A 17,165-nucleotide genomic window follows, 5' to 3' on the forward strand; every position below is an offset into this window, starting at 1 on the left:
CTGGTCCTTCAGGGCTGGTCCCGCACTTACAGGACCAGCCCGGGCAGCAAGCCCCCTGTTATTCGGAAGCGCCGAAGCGCAGGCGCACGCCGCCGTTCAGCACGAAGCCTTCGAGCGGACCCCAGGCATCCACCGTCCAGCGGCCATCGGCGGCGCGCACCGGCCGCAGCAGCGGGTCATGCTTGGTCTGCCGCACGCCGAGCAGATTTTCGGCATTGAGGAACAGGCGGGCGTTCGCGACGGCGATCTCACCCATCAGTCCAATCTCGACATAGGGGCGGGAGCGGGTGCGGTACGGATTGTCGTCCAGTGACTGGCGACCTGTATAGTAAACCTCCAGACCAAGCCGTCCCTTGTCGTGCTGCTCCCACATGGCGATCAGTCCGGCCGTGTGTCGAGGCGTGAGCGGTAGCCGCCTGCGCCCGGTGCCGTCAGGATCGGTCTCGTCGGCATCCACATAGACGTAGCTGCCGGACAAGGTGAGATCCTGCCAACGGTAGCGCAGCAGCAGCTCCGTACCCCGTGACCTGGTGGTGCCCGGCAGATTGATCAGGCGCACCCGGCTTGACCCGCCGGACGGGTCGAGCGGCACCAGCTCCGTCGTGTTGCGCATGTCGGCCCCGAACAGCGTGACGTTCGCCTCCAGCGGACCCCGCCTGTAACCGAGATCGATCGACGCGTTCGTGGCTGTCTCCGCGGCAAGATCGCCAAGTGGAGCGAGGCGTGACAATCCCGCGGCCTCGATCTCCTCCACGAACGGCGTCGGCGCATAGAAGCCGCGCCCGCCGGACAGCCGGACGGTCCAGAAGCCCGGACGATAGAGCAGCGACAGGCGCGGGCTGAAGCGGGTGCCGAACTCGTCATGGAAGTCCACCCGGGCGCTGCCCGCCAGCGTGAGGGCCGGTGACAGGTCCTGTTCCAGCTGGCCGAAGATACCCGGCACGTCGTAGGCATAGTCGAACACGGGGAAGGTGCGCGACCGGAAGGTGTCGCGCTGATAGGCCACGCCGCCGATCCACGAGGTGCCGCCTGCGTTTCCGGAGAGGGACGCCTCGGCAAAGCCTGTGCGGTGACGGTCGTACTCCACGACATCGCCGAACAGGTGGCGATGGTTCTGGGTCATGCCGGAACTGCGCAGATGCACGCTCATGCTGTCGCTGATCGGGGCTTCCGCAACCAGCCCGATGTCGAAGCGGTCGGTATCCTGGGCCTGAGGAAAGGCGCTGCCGTCCGGCACGGTTCGCCCCTCCAGCGTGCCGCCCTGCCGTCGCTCCGTCATCGCACCGGCGGTCAGAAACACCCTCGCGCCGGCGGCGTTCTCCCAGAACAGCCGCGGGCGAACCGTCCACCGTTCGTAACCGGGCATATCGACCCAGCCGTCATCATCCAGATCCTGTCGGCTCTGACGGTGATAGCCGCCCGTCATGGAGGCGCTCAGCCCCTCGCCCAGCGGCGCCGCGACATAGGCGGTGGCGTCCTGGCCGTTGCGGGATGTCGCATTGAGCAGCACCTCTGCCTGAGGCGTGTCTTCTGGGCGCCGCGAGACCAGGTTGATCACGCCGGCGAGCGCGGACGGACCGTAGAGGGCGGAGGCCGCGCCCTTGATCACCTCGATCTGGCCGAGATCGGTCGGCGGGATCTGCAGCAGGCCCAGCGATGATGCCTGCCCGCCATAGAGCGGCAGGCCATCCGCCAGCAGCTGGGTATAGCGGCCCTCCATCCCCTGCACCCGGATATTGGCCGAGCCGAGCGCGGGCGAGGTGATCTGCACGCGCAGGCCGCCCGTCTCGCTCAGGATCGTCGCGACGTTGCCGGGGCGCATCAGGATCTTCTCCTCGATCTCCTCGCGGGCGATCACCTCGACGCGGACGGGTTCGTCCTGCACGCGCCGGCCGGAGCGGGTCGCCTGAACGATGATCGCCTCGCCCTCTTTAGGGGTGGACGGATTCGGCGGAGCCTGCTGTGCAGTGGCAGCAGCGGGCACCAGGAATGCTGCGCCCACAAGCAGGGCGCGATAGGTCTTAAACGGCAATGTCGGAAACTCCTGAGCACAATGTCAGCGAGCAGGCGGAAGCCTGCGGCATGCATTGCTCAGGCGGCGGGCGGTTCTATCGGCGGCGCCTGCGCGGCGGTCGTCAACGACCAGCTCGGCCGGGCGAAGAGCATCGACTGGCCGCGCCCAACGGCGCCTACGGCCGGACTCGGGCCGATGTCGGGTGCGACGGGGCAATGGTTGTGGCAGCCATGCACTGCATCCGTTCCGGGGTGACCGTCATCGCCATGATCGGGGGCACGGGCATGGGCGACCGCATCCGCGCCGGTCCACACCCCGCCATCCGCCTCCGCCGGCGACAGATGGAGCCCGCACCAAAGCACTGCCGCAGCAAGCAGGAGACGGAACAGGCCGGACATGCGGCAGCTCGTTAGCTGAGGCTGCGGCAGAAGCACAGCGTCTCCGCGACCCGCACATCCATGTCGCCTGCGCCGCCGCCCTGCCGTCAATGACAGTCTTGATGATCATCGGGAAGATGCCTCAGGTGGCGACAACGGTTTGGGGGGATGGAGGTGGGCGGTCCTGATGGCTGGGAATGCCGCAATGGAAATCTTCACGGTGTGCTGCCGAAGCAGGCGAACAGTCGCAGCTCTTCGCGTTTCTCAACTACACGACGCAGCGAACCCGATTCTACAGCCCTAGCCAGGTCGTAGAGATAGCCGCCTATGGCGAGGGCGGCCGCACGGAGGATGTCCTCGCCTGGCTGAATGAGGACCGTCTGCCGCCTTTGTGGGGTTGCCGGCCGGGGTCACGGCGGTCATTCACGGCTGGCCGGGCCCGGCCGCTCCGCCATCACGCTGGCGTAGCGCGGGCGGGCTTGGGAACTGCCATCATGATTACCAAGGTGAACCACGATGCCAGCCGATGACCCACACGGAACGCCCGCTGCCACCGGCCGACCGTGGCTGACGCGGCGGCATTGGCTGCTCGCCACCGGATCGGCCGTAGTGCATTTGGCGGCCGCTCGCATGGTGCCGGCGCGGGCGCAGGCCGGCAGCGGCGAGCAGGCCGTTACCCTGCGCGGCGATGCCGGCGGCCCGGTGTTCGACGGCATCGGCGTGGTAAATGGCGGGGGCGCCACCTCCGTGCTGCTGAAGGACTACCCCGAGCCGCAGCGCAGCCAGATCCTCGACCTGGTCTACAAGCCGAAATTCGGCGCCTCCGTCAGTGCGCTGCTGGTGGAGATACCGGGCGACGGCAATGCGACGCAGGGCTCCATGCCCAGCCACATGCACACGCGCGACGACCTCAACCACCGGCGCGGCTATACCTGGTGGATCATGCGGGAGGCCAAGCGCCGCAACGCGGCACTGACGTTGGATGGCACGGCATGGAGCGCGCCGGGCTGGATCGGCACCAGCGGCGAATTATTCGATCAGGATACCGACGGCTTCTACCGCGGCGATCGCGCGTTCTTCTCCCGCGATACGATCGACTATTACCTGAAGTGGCTCGATGGGCTCCACAGCGTGTGGGGGCTGCGGATGGACGCAATCGGCGTCCGCAACGAGAAGGGTGTCAGCTACGGCTTCGTCAAGGCGTTCCGCCGCGCGCTGGACGATGGGGGACACGCGCAGGTGCGGCTGCACGCCTTCGACAATTGGCCCGAATGGAAGCTGCGCTTCGTAGACGACATGCAGCAAGACCCGGAATTGCGCGACGCGATCGACGTGATCAGCGCGCACACCTTCTATTCCAACTTCCGCGCCTCCCCCCAGATGCAGCAGGCCGCCGCATCGATGGGCAAGCCGATCTGGAACACGGAGGATCACGTCTACCGCAAGGGCTTCGCGGCCACGATCGGCATCGTGCAGTCCTTCAATCACAACTACATCTTCAGCGGCGCCACCAAGGTGGTGAACTGGTACGACATCGCCGGCCTGTATCCGATCGAGCCCTATCCCGAAGACCCGGCCACCGTGCTCGCCCATTCGCCGTGGAGCGGGCATTATCGTGTGCGGGAGGCGCTGTGGGGCTATGCCCATTATGGCCAGTTCAGCCAGGTGGGCTGGACCTATCTCAATGGCGGATGCGGGACTCTGGATGGCGGCGGCTCCGTCATCACGCTGATGGCACCACGGGGCGGCGATTACAGCATCATCCTGGAAACCACCGACGCGCCTGCCGCGCAGCAGGTGCGCTTCCAGGCGAGCGAGGGTCTGTCAGACAGGCCGCTCTGCGTCTGGCGCAGCACCGCAGCCGAACAGTTCGTGCGCCTGGCGGACATTGCGCCGGTGAACGGTACCTTCACCATCCTGCTGGAGCCGGATGCGATCTACACCCTGTCCACCACCACCGGGCAGCAGAAGGGCGGCTTCACCGACATCCCCGAACCCGCGCCGTTCCCGTTTCCCTATCGGGAGACTTTTGAAAGCTACACAGCGCCGGAGGAGCACGGTTATCTGCCGCGCTACACCGCGGATATTGCAGGCGCCTTCGAGATCACCGATCGGCCGGATGGCGGTGGCAAGTGTCTGCGGCAGGTGGTGCCGGTGCCGACCATCTCGTGGGCGCCGGACTGGCAGCCTTACACGATCATCGGCGATGCCGACTGGGGCGATTACGAGGTCAGCACCGAGGTCTGGCTGAACCCGGGCGACACCGCCGCGGTGATGGGACGCATCAATCATGTCGGCACCGGCTACGGCTTCATCCCCAAAGGCTACTTCCTGGAGCTTGGCCATGACGGCGCCTGCCGCCTGGTCGTGATCCGCGGCAAGAAGGACCCCAAGGCGTTGGTCGGCGATGCCGAGCAGCAGGCGCTGATCCGCGCCGGCCGTGCGGAGGGCGAGGGCGGTGAGCGCGTACTGGCAGCCAGTCGGATGGCCGGCATCTCACCCGGCCGCTGGCACCGCCTGACCTTGCGCATGCAGGGCTCCACGATCACCGGTCTGGTGGATGGGCAGGAGGTGCTGACCGGGTCCGATGCGCTTTACGCGCGCGGCATGGCCGGCCTGCTTGCCGGCGGCGGCCGGGAACGGCTGAGTACCCCGTATTTCGCCACCCTGCTCATCACAGATGTGGGTGCCCCCGTTCCCCCGGCCACCCCGGCCGGCCCACGCCACTCGCCGATTTATGCGAGGTAAGGACCGCCTGAGCGCTGCCTAGGCAGCGTGATTGGCATCGCGTGCAACGCATTGCTGAACGCGCTTAAGGTCATGTGCGGTCGCGCAGAGTCGAACTTCTGCCGGCAAGTATTGACTGGCGCACCCACTCTTGCGTGCAGGCGCGGCTTGGGCTTCGATTTGATCGAGGAAGCCCTGTCTACCGCTCGAAGGCAGAGACGGCCGGTTTCCACCGACTTCGGCGTGTGCAGCGACATCTTGATTCCGCTGGACGTGAAGGTGGGCGACCCACCTGCCTTCCATGGCGCCCGATGGGCACGACCAGCCTCGCCTTTCGACCCCGCGGCACTTTACGCAGGCTCAATGATCCAGAGACCGGAAGCGCCCGACGTACGGCTGAGATTGCACAGCAGGCGGGTGCCCGCCCACAATTGCGCTCGGCGGCCGCACCCTTCGCGCTGGGCGACGATCAACGCATGGGCGGCATCCATCGCCTCGAACTCGACCTTGCGGGCGGAGCCGATCCCATCTTCGGCATATACCAGCTTGTACGTATTCACGTGCCCTGTTCCGTCACATTGAGGGTCGCGGCAGTCGGGTGACACACGCCGGCGCGGTGGCGGGCGCTCACGTGGTAGCTGGCGAAGTCCGCACCCACGCAATCATTGCGGATCAGGTCGGTCAGCGTGATCAGACCACACAGCCGGCCCTCCCGATCGACCAGCGCCACCCGGCGTATCTGGTGCGTCGCCATCAGCATGGCGGCAACGTGGGCGCCATTCTCTGCCTCGCAGCTATATACCTTGGACGTCATGATGTCGCTCACCCGCGACAGCCATCCATCCCGCCGCTCGGCAATGCCGCGCACCACCATGTCACGGTCGGTAACGATCCCGACCAGACGCTCCCCCTCGACCACCGGCAGCACCCCGATGTCGTGGTCACGCATCAGGCATGCGGCGTCCTCGATGCTGGTGTATGGCGAAACGCTGACCACCTCGGCAGTGATCACATGATTGTCGTAATTCACGGCCCCGTTCCTCGCTGTCGCAGGACCTTTGGTGGCAGCCGTGGTCGGCGCCTGCCTTAACGCGGGTATATTCCGGCTGCTTGTCAGCGACCAACCGTTCATCACGTGCGACAAACTGGCAGGTAAACCGTGCCGCCACGGCACAGGCAAGCCAAGTTGATTTACGTTATTGCGCGTGTGAAGCGCCTTGCACATCGTTCCCGGCGTGAACCGACCTCTCGCAACCACTGCCCATGCCGCCCGTCTCGTTGCGGTGAGCCGCGAGGCGCAGAGGCAGAGCGTGCAGGCTATCCGCCGGTCTTTGCGGCTGTTGCGCGATCCGGTCTACCCCGGCCGGTGTACCGCTGCTGCGGGGTCATGGCTGGAACCACAGGACGCGCCGCCCGCTGGTGCGGAGAAAGGCGAAGGTAACCCGCATGCCCCGCAGGAACATGATCGTCATCGGGGGCTCCGCTGGTAGCGGTCCTGTCCTGAAACGTCTGGTGGCTCAGATCCCCACCGATTTCGCCGGCTCGATCTTCATCAGTACCCATGTCCCGGCGGCCGGCCCGCCGATCATCTCCGGCATGATCGCCGCACATTCGGCGCTGCCGGTCAGCGAGGCGGCAGATGGCCAGCCGGTGGAGCCAGGCCGCATCTATCTCGCCCCGCCAGACAGGCACCTGCTGCTGCTGGGCGACACCATCCGGTTGGGGCTGGGCCCGCGCGAGAACATGACGCGGCCGGCGATCGACCCGCTGTTCCGATCAGCCGCGCTGGCCTACGGCGCGCGGGTGGTGGCGGTGGTGCTCAGCGGCATGCTGAACGACGGTGCTTCCGGCGCGGCCGCGGTCAAGGCGCGCGGCGGGACGGTGGTGGTGCAGCACCCGGTGGATGCCGAAGTGGACCAGATGCCGCTGGCCACGCTGGAAACCACGGAGGTGGATTACGTGTCGCCGGCGGCGGAGCTCGCCCGCACGCTGGAGCAGATCGCCGCCTCGCCCGCCGGGGAGGCGCCACCAGCGGACGATCTCCTGCGCCTGGAGGTCGAGATCGCGCTCGGCGCCCGCCTCGGCAGCCGCCACCTGCTCGACCTGGCGGAACCGAGCGCGCTATCCTGCCCGGAATGCCGGGGCGTGCTGTCCGAAGTGCGCGCCTCGCATCCGCTGCGCTATCGCTGCCAGATCGGCCACGGCTTCACCGCGGAGGTACTGGCGGCGCGGATCGACGAGGTGGAGGAGGCGGTCCGGGTGGCGATGCGGATCATGGAAGAACGCGTCACGCTGGTCGAACGGATGGCCCGCGATGCGCGGGAAACCGGCCGCCTCACGGTCGCCGAGCTGTATGAGACGCGGGCTGAGGAATATCGCCGCTATGCCGGAACGCTGCGGCAGGCGGCCCTCTCGTCGTTGAGGATGGGGGCCTCCCGCCCTCAGGATATCTAACGGCGCGACTATCTCCGACAGACGCCAGCGGCTAGGTTATCGGGATGACGGATGCGAAAGACTGATGACAGGCGATGACGAAGCGGCGACGACGGACGTGCCCGACGATACCAACGTCAGGCCGCTGGCGATCGTCGGCGTGGGTGTCTGCGCCGTATCGCTGGGATCTCTGCGCACCCTCTTTGGCGACATGGAGCCGGACCTTGGCGCGGCCTTCCTGATCGCTGTCCGCCAGCAGGACGGGCTGGCCGTGGACACGGTGATCCAAGCTGTGGCCGAGGTGACCGACATGCCGGTTGTCATCGCCAGCGATGGGGAGCCCTTACAGCCTGGCCATGTCCATGTCGGCGGGGCGGACGACATGATCACGCTGGCCGACGGGCATATCCACATCCGGCCGGCGCGCGAGCCGGTGGGCCAGCGCGGCACGGTAGACACGCTGCTGATTTCGCTGGCGGAACAGGCCAACGAGCATGCGATCGCCGTGATCCTGACCGGGCTGGGCCCCGATGGCGCGGCGGGCGTGGTCGCGACCAAGAAGTTCGGCGGGCTGTCGATTTCGGAAGCGGTCGGCCGCGACGGTGCCGATGCGGCTGGCACGAACAGCCCGATGGCGGTGACCGACCTGCATGTGCCGGCCGAGCAGATCGCGGCCGAGATCGGCCGCTACCTGCGCAATCTGCCCACCGTGGCCGGCGCCCAGACGGAGCGGGAGGGCGACCTCGATCCCTATGTTGGCGAAGTCGCGACGATCCTGCGCAACGTGACCAGCCACGATTTCCACGGCTACAAGCGGGGCACCTTCATCCGCCGCATCCGCCGGCGCATGCAGGTGACGCAGGTCGACAGCCTGGACGCCTATGTGGCCCTGCTGCGCAGCGACCGCGAAGAAGTGCAGAGCCTGTTCCAGGACCTGCTGATCGGCGTCACCCAGTTCTTCCGCGACCCGACCGAATTCGAAACGCTGGAGCAGGAACTGCCCGCCCTGTTCGAACGCAAGGGTCCCGAGGACGCCTTCCGCGTATGGGTGCTGGGCTGCGCCACGGGGGAGGAGGCCTATTCGCTGGCGATCCTGCTGCGCGAGCATATGGCGACCATGGCCACACCCCCCGAAGTCCAGATCTTCGCCACCGATCTTGATGCGCGCGCGCTCAACATCGCCCGGGCCGGCCGCTATTCGGCGGGGATCGCCGACCATATCCGGCCCGACCGGCTGGAACGCTGGTTCGTGCGCGAGGGCGACACGTTCTGCGTCAGCAAGGAACTGCGGGAGATGTGCATCTTCTCCCCCCACAACATCGTCAAGGATGCGCCGTTTTCGCGTATCGACATCCTGTCGTGCCGTAATCTGCTGATCTACCTGGACGTGGATCTGCAGAACCGGGTCATTCCGATCTTCCACTTCTCCTTGCGACCCGGTGGCGTGCTGTTCCTGGGCTCGTCTGAAAACGTCACCCGCCACCAGAAGCTGTTTGCGCCGATCAGCCGGCGCAACCGCATCTTCCGCCGACTGGAAACCGCCACCCGGATCGTCCCGGATTTCCCGCTATCCGCGCGGACACGCTCGCTTGGTTCTCCCGCGATCGCAGCACAGGCGATCCAGTTCGACGGGCGCCTGTCCGCATCCGTCAGCCGGCAGGCCGATGCGATCGCGGAACGCTACGCTCCCGCCTTCATCGTGGTCGATCCCAATGGGGAGGTGCTGCACTTCTCCGGCCGGACGGGCCGCTACCTGGAACCTAGCCCCGGCTCGGCGACGCTCAGCCTCGGCAACCTGGTGCACCGCGACCTACGGCTGGACGTGCGCACGGCCATCCAGCGCGCGGTTGCGGAGGGGCGGCGGATAGAGATGCCCCGCCTGTCCTTCCACCTGGATGACCGCGTCCTCGGCGTGAACCTGGTGGTGGAGCCGCTGTCCGGCAGCGAGAGCACGGCGCTGATCGTGCTGTTCCAGGATCTGGGCGTGGTGGCGGAAGGCGACAGCCGTGCCGGCGACCGCCTCTCCACCGACGAGCATGTGCAGCGGCTGGAAGCCGAATTGCGCGTCACCCGTGACCGGCTGCAGGCGACGATCGAGGAACTGGAATCCACCAACGAGGAACTCAAATCCTCGAACGAGGAGTACCAGTCGATCAACGAGGAGCTGCAATCCGCCAACGAGGAGATGGAAACCTCCAAGGAGGAGCTGCAATCCGTCAACGAGGAACTGCAGACCGTCAACAGCGAGCTGGCGCATCGCGTGCAGGAACTGGGCCGGATCAATTCCGACCTGAAGAACCTGCTGGAATCCACCCAGATCGCCACCGTCTTCCTGGATCAGGAATTGCGCGTGCGCAATTTCACGCCGGCCGCGACCGACATCTTCCACCTGCTGGAAACGGATGTGGGGCGTCCGCTCGACCATGTCGTCTCCCTGGTCGACTACCCCGAGCTGCACGACGACGTGCGGCGGGTGCTGAAGACACTGGCGCCGATCGACCGGCAGGTGGCGGCGGCCGCCTCCGGCCGGCATTTCGCCGTGCGCGTGCTGCCCTATCGCAGCATCGACAATTACATCAGCGGCGCAGTGGTCACCTTCACCGATCTGACCGCGGTGTATCAGGCGCAGGAGGCATTGCGGGAAAGCGAGCAGCGCCAGCAGGTGTTGATCGAAGGGGTGCCGCAGCTCGTCTGGCGGGCGGACGACGGCGGGAAATGGTCATGGGCCAGCCCGCAATGGACCAGCTTCACCGGCCAGTCGGAACCCGAAAGCCGCGGGTCCGGGTGGCTGGAAGTGGTCCATCCCGATGATCGTACCCTGGCGCGCACCGCATGGGACGGCGCGGAAGAACAGGGCGGGATCGATGTCGAGTATCGCATCCGCCGCGTGGCCGACGGCACCTATCGCTGGTTCCGCACCCGATCGACGGCGGTGCGCAACGATCACGGCGAGGTCGTGGAATGGATCGGCACCTCCACCGATGTGGACGACATGCGCAGCCTGCAGAAGCGGCAGGAAGTGCTGGTGGCGGAACTGCAGCACCGGGTGCGCAACATGCTGACCGTGGTGCGGTCGGTGTTCGGGCGGACCACGGATGCGGGCGGCGATCTGGAGGATGTCGCCATGCATTTCCGCGGCCGGCTGGATGCGCTGGCCCGCACGCAGGTGATCGTCACGCGCACGGCCCAGGGCGTCGCTGATCTGGAGGACCTGATCCGCGACGAATTGCTGAGCGTGGGCGCCAAGGATGGACCGCAGGTGCAGATCTCCGGGCCGGATGTGACGCTGGATGCAAAGACCGCGGAGTCGCTGGGCCTGGCGGTCCATGAACTGACGACCAACGCAGTGAAGTACGGCGCGCTGAAGGTCCCGAGCGCGGTGTTGAAAATAATGTGGGATATTAACCTGGATAAGGGTGGCAAGCGCCAGCTCGTCCTAAACTGGGTGGAGACCGGAGTGCCGGCCGTCCCCGCCACGCCAGCGCGCTCGGGCTTCGGTCGCGAATTGATCGAGGAGGCCCTGCCATACCGGCTGGGCGCGCAGACGGAGTTGGAATTCCTGCCCGGCGGCATCCGATGCACCATCTGCGTCCCGCTCGGCGACACCGAAGGCGGGGGCAGCCAACCGGAGAACTGACATGATCGACGGCCTGACCGGCAAGCGCGTCCTGATCGTGGAAGACGAATTCTACATCGCGTCGAACCTGCGCCGGTCCCTGCACGACCTTGGGGCGATCGTGATCGGCCCGGCACCCGATCTCGCAACAGCGCTGCCGCTGGCGGAGGAGGCGCTCGACGCGGCGGTGCTGGACGTCAATCTCGACTATGAACAGTCGTTTCCGGTTGCCGATCGCCTGCGCGAACGCGGCATCCCGTTCCTGCTGCTGACCGGCTATGATGCCTGGGCGCTGCCGGAATCCTACCAGGACGCCCCTCGCCTGGCGAAACCGTTCGCCACGAATGCGGTGGCAACCATGCTGGAGCAGGTGATGGCGCCACCACTCGTCTCCTTGCGGGAGGTATCCGGGTGACAGCTCTGCCGGCGATCGCTCCCGAAATACCCGCGATCCAGCGTCTCGCCGCGCTGGCGCCTCTGGACGAAGCGGCGCTCGACCTGCTGCGAACCGCCGCCCGGCAGCAGCGGGCAGTCGTCGCGAGGCGGGAGATACTGACAGAGGGTCAGGCGATTGGCCCACACCTGCTGCTGCTGAGCGGCTGGGCCGCACGGGTTCGGGTGCTGGAGGATGGGCGCCGGCAGATCCTCGCCTTCATCCTGCCCGGTGACTTCCTGACGCCGGAGCGTGATATCGCCCCGGCCACCGTTGTCGCCGTCAATGATCTGACGCTCGCACCGGCCCCGGACGTCACGAACATCCCCTGCCTGGAGGAGGCCTACCGATCGGCACGCCTGCAGGAGGAGTGCCGCATGCTCGCCCATATCACCCGCATCGGACAGATGAGCGCGCAGGAACGGATCGTCGACCTTCTGCTCGAATTCCATGATCGCATGGCGCAAGCCGGCCTGATCCGCCGCAACCGCTTCCCGGTGCCGCTGACGCAGGATGTCCTGGCTGACGCGGTCGGGCTCACTTCGATCCATGTAAACCGCACCTTGATGAGCCTGCGCCGGCGGGGCGATCTGGAATGGCGCGCGCGCGAGATGACCTTGCCGAACCTCGCGCGGTTACGGGCCATGGTGGGGCAGGAAAACACCAGCCCGCCGTGACCGGCGCAGCCGAGCCGCTCGGGCGGCGCGGCCCGGCCCGCCGCGCCGGTGGCTCCGCATGTCGAAGCCCCCGGCGCGGCATCTATCTTTATGCGAGCGCGCCTGCATCGGCGTTCAGGATCGCACCCGTGATCACACTCGCGGCGGGGCTCGCCAGGAACACGACAGCATTGGCGATCTCGCGCGGATCGGCATAGCGGCCGAGCGAGGTCATGCTCCGCTGGAAATCGGCGGCGTCCCCGCTTTCGGGATTGGCGTCGGTATTGGTCGAACCCGGCTGCACCAGATTGACGGTGATATTCTTGGGGCCAAGCTCGCGCGAGAGGCCGCGGGTGAAGGAGGTAAGCGCAGCCTTCGACACGGCATAGGGGGTGACGCCCGGAAAAGGGACCCGCTCGCCGAGGCCGGACCCGACGGTGACGATGCGCCCACCGGCCGGGAGGTGGGGAATGGCTGCCTTCGCGAACAACATCGGCGCGCGCACGTTCACGTCCATCTGCTTCTGGTACGCGTCCAGGTCGACCTCCGCGACATTGGCGTAGTAGCCGATCGCTGCACTATTGATGAGGATGTCGAGCCCGCCCAGGGTGCTCACGGCTTCGCGGACAGCGGCGGCGATCGCTTCGGGATCGGCGCTGTCGGCCTGGATGGCGACGGCGCGGCGACCGGTCGCCTCGATCGAGCGCGCTACCTGCTGCGCTTTCTCCGGCGAACTCTGATACGTGAACGCGACGTCCGCGCCATTTTCCGCCAGTACCAGCGCAATCGCGGCACCGATGCCGCGCGATCCGCCCGCTACCAGCGCGCGCTTTCCACTCAAATCGATCATTCCCATTGTCCTTCCGTGGACCGGGCAATCGTGCCCGTCAGATGGAGGTATGCGGCCACGATCGGTCACATACCGGCGTCGGACGCATTCTGGGGCTCGCAGATTCCGGTGCTTAGTGCTGTGGTTCGCCGATCTGTGTTGCCGGAAACGGAACGTGCAGGCGGCTGATGTTCACCCATGTCAGCCGGCGACGATGTCGGCACGACCGGGATGCGCCGGTGCGGCGCATCCCTGCCTTGCCGCTTCTCCGGTCAGACGCCGACGGTCGGCTCTGCAGCCACCGGCGTGTTCAGCAATTGCTGTTCCCACAGATAGGCGACGCCGCTGCCGCCGACGTGGTCGATCATGACCTGCGTCAACGGACCAGCCGTATCCACCCGCGCCCAGTCGCGCTGCCATTCGGCGGCCACGGCGAGCCAGGTCATCATGTTGATGCCGGCACCGATCATCCGCTGGATGGCCACTTCGTGCGCCTCCACCGACGTGCCGCCGGATGCGTCGGTGATCACCGTCACGTCCCAGCCTTCGCCGGCTGCCTGGATTGCCGGCATCGCAACGCAGACTTCGGTCCACAGGCCCGCGATGATCAGCTGCTTGCGCCCGGTGGCCTTCACCGCGTCGACGACAGCCTTATCCTCCCAGGTGTTGATGAAGGTGCGGTCGATCACCTCCTGACCCGGGAACACGTCGGTAACATGCTTGAAGATCAGGCCGCCACGCTCCGCGATCACGCTGGTCAGGATGGTCGGCACGCCGAAGACTTTGGCGACCTTCGCCAGCGCGGTGGTGTTGTTCACGACCGCCTGCGGGTCGTGACTGTTCAGGTTGGCCAGCTGGTATGGCTGATGGTCGATCAGGACCAGGACTGAATCCTCCGGCCGGAGGAGCGAGTCGAGACCGTTGCGAAAACTCATGGCCGTTCCTTTCCTGCAGAAGCGCGTTCTCGTCGCGGCGACAGCGCGACCCGGCCGGCCGCGTACCGCGATGGACCGAATGGCATTGCATTTCGGGGGCGGGTAGCTGCAGGTTATGTGCTGCTGTGTTGCAGATCGGGGAACGTCATGGATATCGAAGAGCTGCGGACCTTCGTGGAGGTCGCCGATGCCGGCAGCGTCACCGCGGCCGCCTTGCGGCTTGGCCTGTCCAAGTCGATCGTGAGCCGGCGGCTCGCCAGACTGGAGGCCGATCTGGGCGTGCAACTGGTGGCGCGCACCACCCGGGGCGCCGGCTTGACGGAGGCCGGCATCACCTTCCGCGAACACGCCGCCAGGATCAGCGCGGAGATAGAGATCGCCCGCGAAACGATCCTGCCGGAAGGTGAACTGCGCGGAACATTGCGGATCGCCGCTCCCGTGACTTTCGGGCCGACCCACTTCGCGCCCGTGATTGCCCGCATGGCGCGGCTCAATCCCGATCTGCACATCCGGGCCTGTTACACCGACCGGTTCGTCGATCTGATCGGGGAAGGCTTCGACTGCGCCATCCGGGTCGGCCATCTGACCGATTCCAACCTGCTGGTCAGAAAGGTCGGTTACACCCCGGCCCTCTATGTGGCGTCGCCCGACTACATCGCGCGTCACGGTGCGCCCGAAACTCCGGCGGAGTTCGAGCAGCACGATGTCCTGATGCAAGGGGCCGAAACCTGGCTGGCACTTGATGGTGACACTGTCATCACGCTGAAGCCGAAGGGCCGCTTCAAGGCGGACAATGCGGTCGCCCTCACCGCTGCCGCCCTTGCCGGGATCGGCCTTGCCGGCCTGCCGAGCGAGCTGATCGTGGATCATCTCAGGTCCGGCGCGCTGGTTCCGGTAATGCGGCAATATCCGCCGCCGACCCTGGGGATCTACGTGGTGCGCCCCCATGGCCTGCACCCTGCACGCAAGGTGCGGATACTGACGGAAATGATGATCGAGGCGTGCGAGGGTTTCTGCCGGGACATCATGCAGCGCGAAGCCGCAGAGAAATCATAACGCGGCGGACGCGTGCCGGTGTTGCATGAACTGCGACACAGATCGGCGAGATACGGCACTATCGGGACCGGAGCTGCCGATGCACCATCGGGCCGCAACGCGTCGATGGCGTCGGTTGGAAAGGATCATCCATGGACCGGCTTTCCCGCCGCGACACGCTTGCCGGTGTCGCGGCCAGTGCCCTGCTGGCGCCTGCCGCGCTGGCGCAAACCGATCGACTGCGCCGGAGCGACGCGATGCCCGACCTGATCCTTTTCAACGCGCGAATTGCCACGCTGGACCGGGCAAACCCGCAGGCGCAGGCGGTCGCCATCCGCGATGGGCGCTTCCTGGCGGTGGGCAGCGAAGGCGACGTGCGCGCCGCCGCGCCCGGCGCGGCGGAGATCGATGCCGGCGGGCGCCGGATCATCCCCGGCCTGATCGACAGCCACACCCATCTGATCCGCGGCGGGTTGAACTACAATCTGGAACTGCGCTGGGACGGGGTTCCCAGCCTGCCCGATGCGATGGCGATGCTGAAACGGCAGGTCGATCGCACGCCGGCACCGCAATGGGTGCGGGTGGTGGGCGGCTTCACCGAACACCAGTTCGCCGAAAAGCGCCTGCCGACGATCGCGGAACTGAACGCGGTCGCGCCGGACACGCCGGTCTTCATCCTGCATCTCTACGACCGCGCGCTGCTCAACGCCGCGGCGCTGCGCGTTGTCGGCTATACCAAGGATACGCCCGATCCGCCGGGGGGTGAGATCGTGCGCGACGCCGCCGGCAACCCGACTGGGCTGCTGCTCGCCCAACCCAATGCGACGATCCTGTATTCGACGTTGGCCAAGGGTCCCAAGCTGCCGCTCGACTACCAGATCAATTCCACCCGGCATTTCATGCGGGAGGTGAACAGCCTTGGCATCACCAGCGTCATCGACGCGGGCGGCGGGGCGCAGAGCTACCCCGACGATTACCGCGTGATCGAGACGCTGCACGATCAGGGCCAGCTGACCGTGCGGATCAGCTACAACCTGTTCACGCAGAAGCCGAAGGAGGAATTGGCCGACTTCCAGGGCTGGGTGGGGCAGCTCAGGCCGGGGCAGGGCGACGATACCTACCGCGTGAACGGCGCGGGCGAGATGCTGGTCTATTCCGCCGCCGATTTCGAAGATTTGCGCGTGCCCCGGCCCGACCTGCCGCCGTCGATGGAAGGCGATCTGGAGCCGGTGATCCGGTTGCTGGCGGAGAACCGCTGGCCGTGGCGGCTGCACGCAACCTACGACCAGACGATCGACCGCGCTCTGAACGTCTTCGAGAAGGTCGCGCTCGACGTGCCGTTCACCGGCATCAACTGGTTCTTCGACCATGCCGAGACGATCAGCGACCGCAATATCGACCGGATCGCCGCGCTGGGCGGCGGGATCGCGATCCAGCATCGCATGGCCTATCAAGGCGAGTATTTCGTTGGGCGTCACGGCGCGCGCGCCGCCGAACGCACGCCGCCGATCGCCCGGATGCTGGCGGCGGGCATTCCGGTGGGCGCCGGCACGGATGCGACCCGCGTGGCCAGCCACAATCCGTGGGTGTCGCTTCACTGGCTGGTGACGGGCCGCACCGTCGGCGGGCTGGGCCTGTATCCGGGCGCGAACCGGGTCAGCCGGGAAAAGGCGCTCGCCATGTGGACGCATGAGAACGCCTGGTTCTCCAGCGAGGCGGGCAAGAAGGGCCAGATCAAGGCGGGGCAACTGGCCGATCTTGCGGTTCTGTCGGCCGACTACTTTTCCGTGCCCGAAAGCGACATCGTGCATCTCCGCTCCGTCCTGACGGTGCTGGGCGGCAAGGTCGTGTACGGTGAAGGCGACTACGAACGGCTGGCTCCCACGATTCCGCGGCCGATGCCCGACTGGTCGCCGGTCGCCATGGTCCCCGGGTACCATCGCACCCCCGAGGCATCCGCCATGCTGGCGCGCGCGTGCGGCTGTGCCAGCAGCTGCGCGGTGCACGGCCACGACCATGCCGCCGCGCTCGGCTCCGCCGTTCCCGCAGCCGATGTGCAGGGCTTCTGGGGCGCGCTCGGCTGCGGCTGCTGGGCTGTGTGACCGGCAGG

13 protein-coding genes are annotated in these 17,165 nt (G+C 66.8%); 7 read left to right on the plus strand and 6 right to left on the minus strand.

Features of this window, described 5'->3' with window-relative positions:
* Nucleotides 1-58: 58 nt before the first annotated feature.
* Together V5740_RS13440 and V5740_RS13445 are read right to left on the minus strand one after the other, a co-directional pair.
* Entirely contained in the window at nt 59-2,002 is a 1,944-nt protein-coding gene (locus V5740_RS13440; protein ID WP_347302977.1) for a TonB-dependent receptor, read from the minus strand.
* A gap of 89 nt (nt 2,003-2,091) precedes the next feature.
* Nucleotides 2,092-2,412 (minus strand): hypothetical protein, encoded by a 321-nt coding sequence (locus V5740_RS13445; protein ID WP_347302978.1) that lies wholly within the window; start codon nt 2,410-2,412, stop codon nt 2,092-2,094.
* A 495-nt stretch (nt 2,413-2,907) separates the two neighbouring features.
* Between V5740_RS13445 and V5740_RS13450 the strand changes: the two genes are divergently transcribed.
* Nucleotides 2,908-5,139, plus strand: a complete 2,232-nt coding sequence (locus V5740_RS13450; protein WP_347302979.1) for a hypothetical protein — start codon at nt 2,908-2,910, stop codon at nt 5,137-5,139.
* Nucleotides 5,140-5,468: 329 nt separating this feature from the next.
* Here V5740_RS13450 and V5740_RS13455 read toward each other — a convergent pair whose 3' ends face one another.
* Nucleotides 5,469-5,678 (minus strand): hypothetical protein, encoded by a 210-nt coding sequence (locus V5740_RS13455; RefSeq protein WP_347302980.1) that lies wholly within the window; start codon nt 5,676-5,678, stop codon nt 5,469-5,471.
* Complete coding sequence (locus V5740_RS13460) at nt 5,675-6,148, minus strand: CBS domain-containing protein (protein WP_347302981.1); 474 nt, start codon at nt 6,146-6,148, stop codon at nt 5,675-5,677. Before V5740_RS13460 ends, V5740_RS13455 begins: the two co-directional genes overlap by 4 nt.
* A gap of 431 nt (nt 6,149-6,579) precedes the next feature.
* Here V5740_RS13460 and V5740_RS13465 point away from each other — a divergent pair, with 431 nt between their 5' ends.
* The 4 genes from V5740_RS13465 (at nt 6,580) to V5740_RS13480 (ending at nt 12,277) form a co-directional block, all read left to right on the plus strand.
* Nucleotides 6,580-7,572, plus strand: coding sequence for a chemotaxis protein CheB (locus V5740_RS13465; RefSeq protein ID WP_347304537.1), 993 nt, complete (start codon nt 6,580-6,582; stop codon nt 7,570-7,572).
* 64 nt (nt 7,573-7,636) lie between these two features.
* Nucleotides 7,637-11,188, plus strand: coding sequence for a CheR family methyltransferase (locus V5740_RS13470; protein WP_347302982.1), 3,552 nt, complete (start codon nt 7,637-7,639; stop codon nt 11,186-11,188).
* Nucleotide 11,189: 1 nt separating this feature from the next.
* Nucleotides 11,190-11,582 (plus strand): response regulator, encoded by a 393-nt coding sequence (locus V5740_RS13475; protein ID WP_347302983.1) that lies wholly within the window; start codon nt 11,190-11,192, stop codon nt 11,580-11,582.
* Nucleotides 11,579-12,277 (plus strand): Crp/Fnr family transcriptional regulator, encoded by a 699-nt coding sequence (locus V5740_RS13480; RefSeq protein ID WP_347302984.1) that lies wholly within the window; start codon nt 11,579-11,581, stop codon nt 12,275-12,277. The genes V5740_RS13475 and V5740_RS13480 overlap by 4 nt, the downstream gene beginning before the upstream one ends.
* A gap of 88 nt (nt 12,278-12,365) precedes the next feature.
* Here the strand turns inward: V5740_RS13480 and V5740_RS13485 are convergent, their stop codons facing one another.
* Entirely contained in the window at nt 12,366-13,106 is a 741-nt protein-coding gene (locus tag V5740_RS13485; RefSeq protein ID WP_347302985.1) for an SDR family oxidoreductase, read from the minus strand.
* 251 nt (nt 13,107-13,357) lie between these two features.
* Entirely contained in the window at nt 13,358-14,020 is a 663-nt protein-coding gene (locus tag V5740_RS13490; RefSeq protein ID WP_347302986.1) for a hydrolase, read from the minus strand.
* 147 nt (nt 14,021-14,167) lie between these two features.
* Here V5740_RS13490 and V5740_RS13495 point away from each other — a divergent pair, with 147 nt between their 5' ends.
* Nucleotides 14,168-15,076, plus strand: coding sequence for a LysR family transcriptional regulator (locus tag V5740_RS13495; protein WP_347302987.1), 909 nt, complete (start codon nt 14,168-14,170; stop codon nt 15,074-15,076).
* Between the two features lie 236 nt (nt 15,077-15,312).
* Nucleotides 15,313-17,157 carry an amidohydrolase gene (locus V5740_RS13500; RefSeq protein ID WP_347304538.1) on the plus strand — a complete coding sequence of 615 codons (1,845 nt, stop codon included), beginning with the start codon at nt 15,313-15,315 and terminating at the stop codon, nt 17,155-17,157.
* Nucleotides 17,158-17,165 lie beyond the last annotated feature (8 nt).

The sequence above is a fragment of the Croceibacterium sp. TMG7-5b_MA50 genome, from assembly GCF_039830145.1.
In the GTDB taxonomy this organism is placed as follows: domain Bacteria; phylum Pseudomonadota; class Alphaproteobacteria; order Sphingomonadales; family Sphingomonadaceae; genus Croceibacterium.

Excerpts from the sequence above, each read along its gene's own strand:
- V5740_RS13490 (WP_347302986.1), bottom strand. The coding sequence starts at position 14,020 with ATGAGTTTTCGCAACGGTCTCGACTCGCTCCTCCGGCCGGAGGATTCA.
- V5740_RS13465 (WP_347304537.1), top strand. The coding sequence starts at position 6,580 with ATGATCGTCATCGGGGGCTCCGCTGGTAGCGGTCCTGTCCTGAAACGT.
- V5740_RS13485 (WP_347302985.1), bottom strand. The coding sequence starts at position 13,106 with ATGATCGATTTGAGTGGAAAGCGCGCGCTGGTAGCGGGCGGATCGCGC.
- V5740_RS13475 (WP_347302983.1), top strand. The coding sequence starts at position 11,190 with ATGATCGACGGCCTGACCGGCAAGCGCGTCCTGATCGTGGAAGACGAA.
- V5740_RS13470 (WP_347302982.1), top strand. The coding sequence starts at position 7,637 with ATGACAGGCGATGACGAAGCGGCGACGACGGACGTGCCCGACGATACC.
- V5740_RS13500 (WP_347304538.1), top strand. The coding sequence starts at position 15,313 with ATGCCCGACCTGATCCTTTTCAACGCGCGAATTGCCACGCTGGACCGG.
- V5740_RS13450 (WP_347302979.1), top strand. The coding sequence starts at position 2,908 with ATGCCAGCCGATGACCCACACGGAACGCCCGCTGCCACCGGCCGACCG.
- V5740_RS13445 (WP_347302978.1), bottom strand. The coding sequence starts at position 2,412 with ATGTCCGGCCTGTTCCGTCTCCTGCTTGCTGCGGCAGTGCTTTGGTGC.
- V5740_RS13495 (WP_347302987.1), top strand. The coding sequence starts at position 14,168 with ATGGATATCGAAGAGCTGCGGACCTTCGTGGAGGTCGCCGATGCCGGC.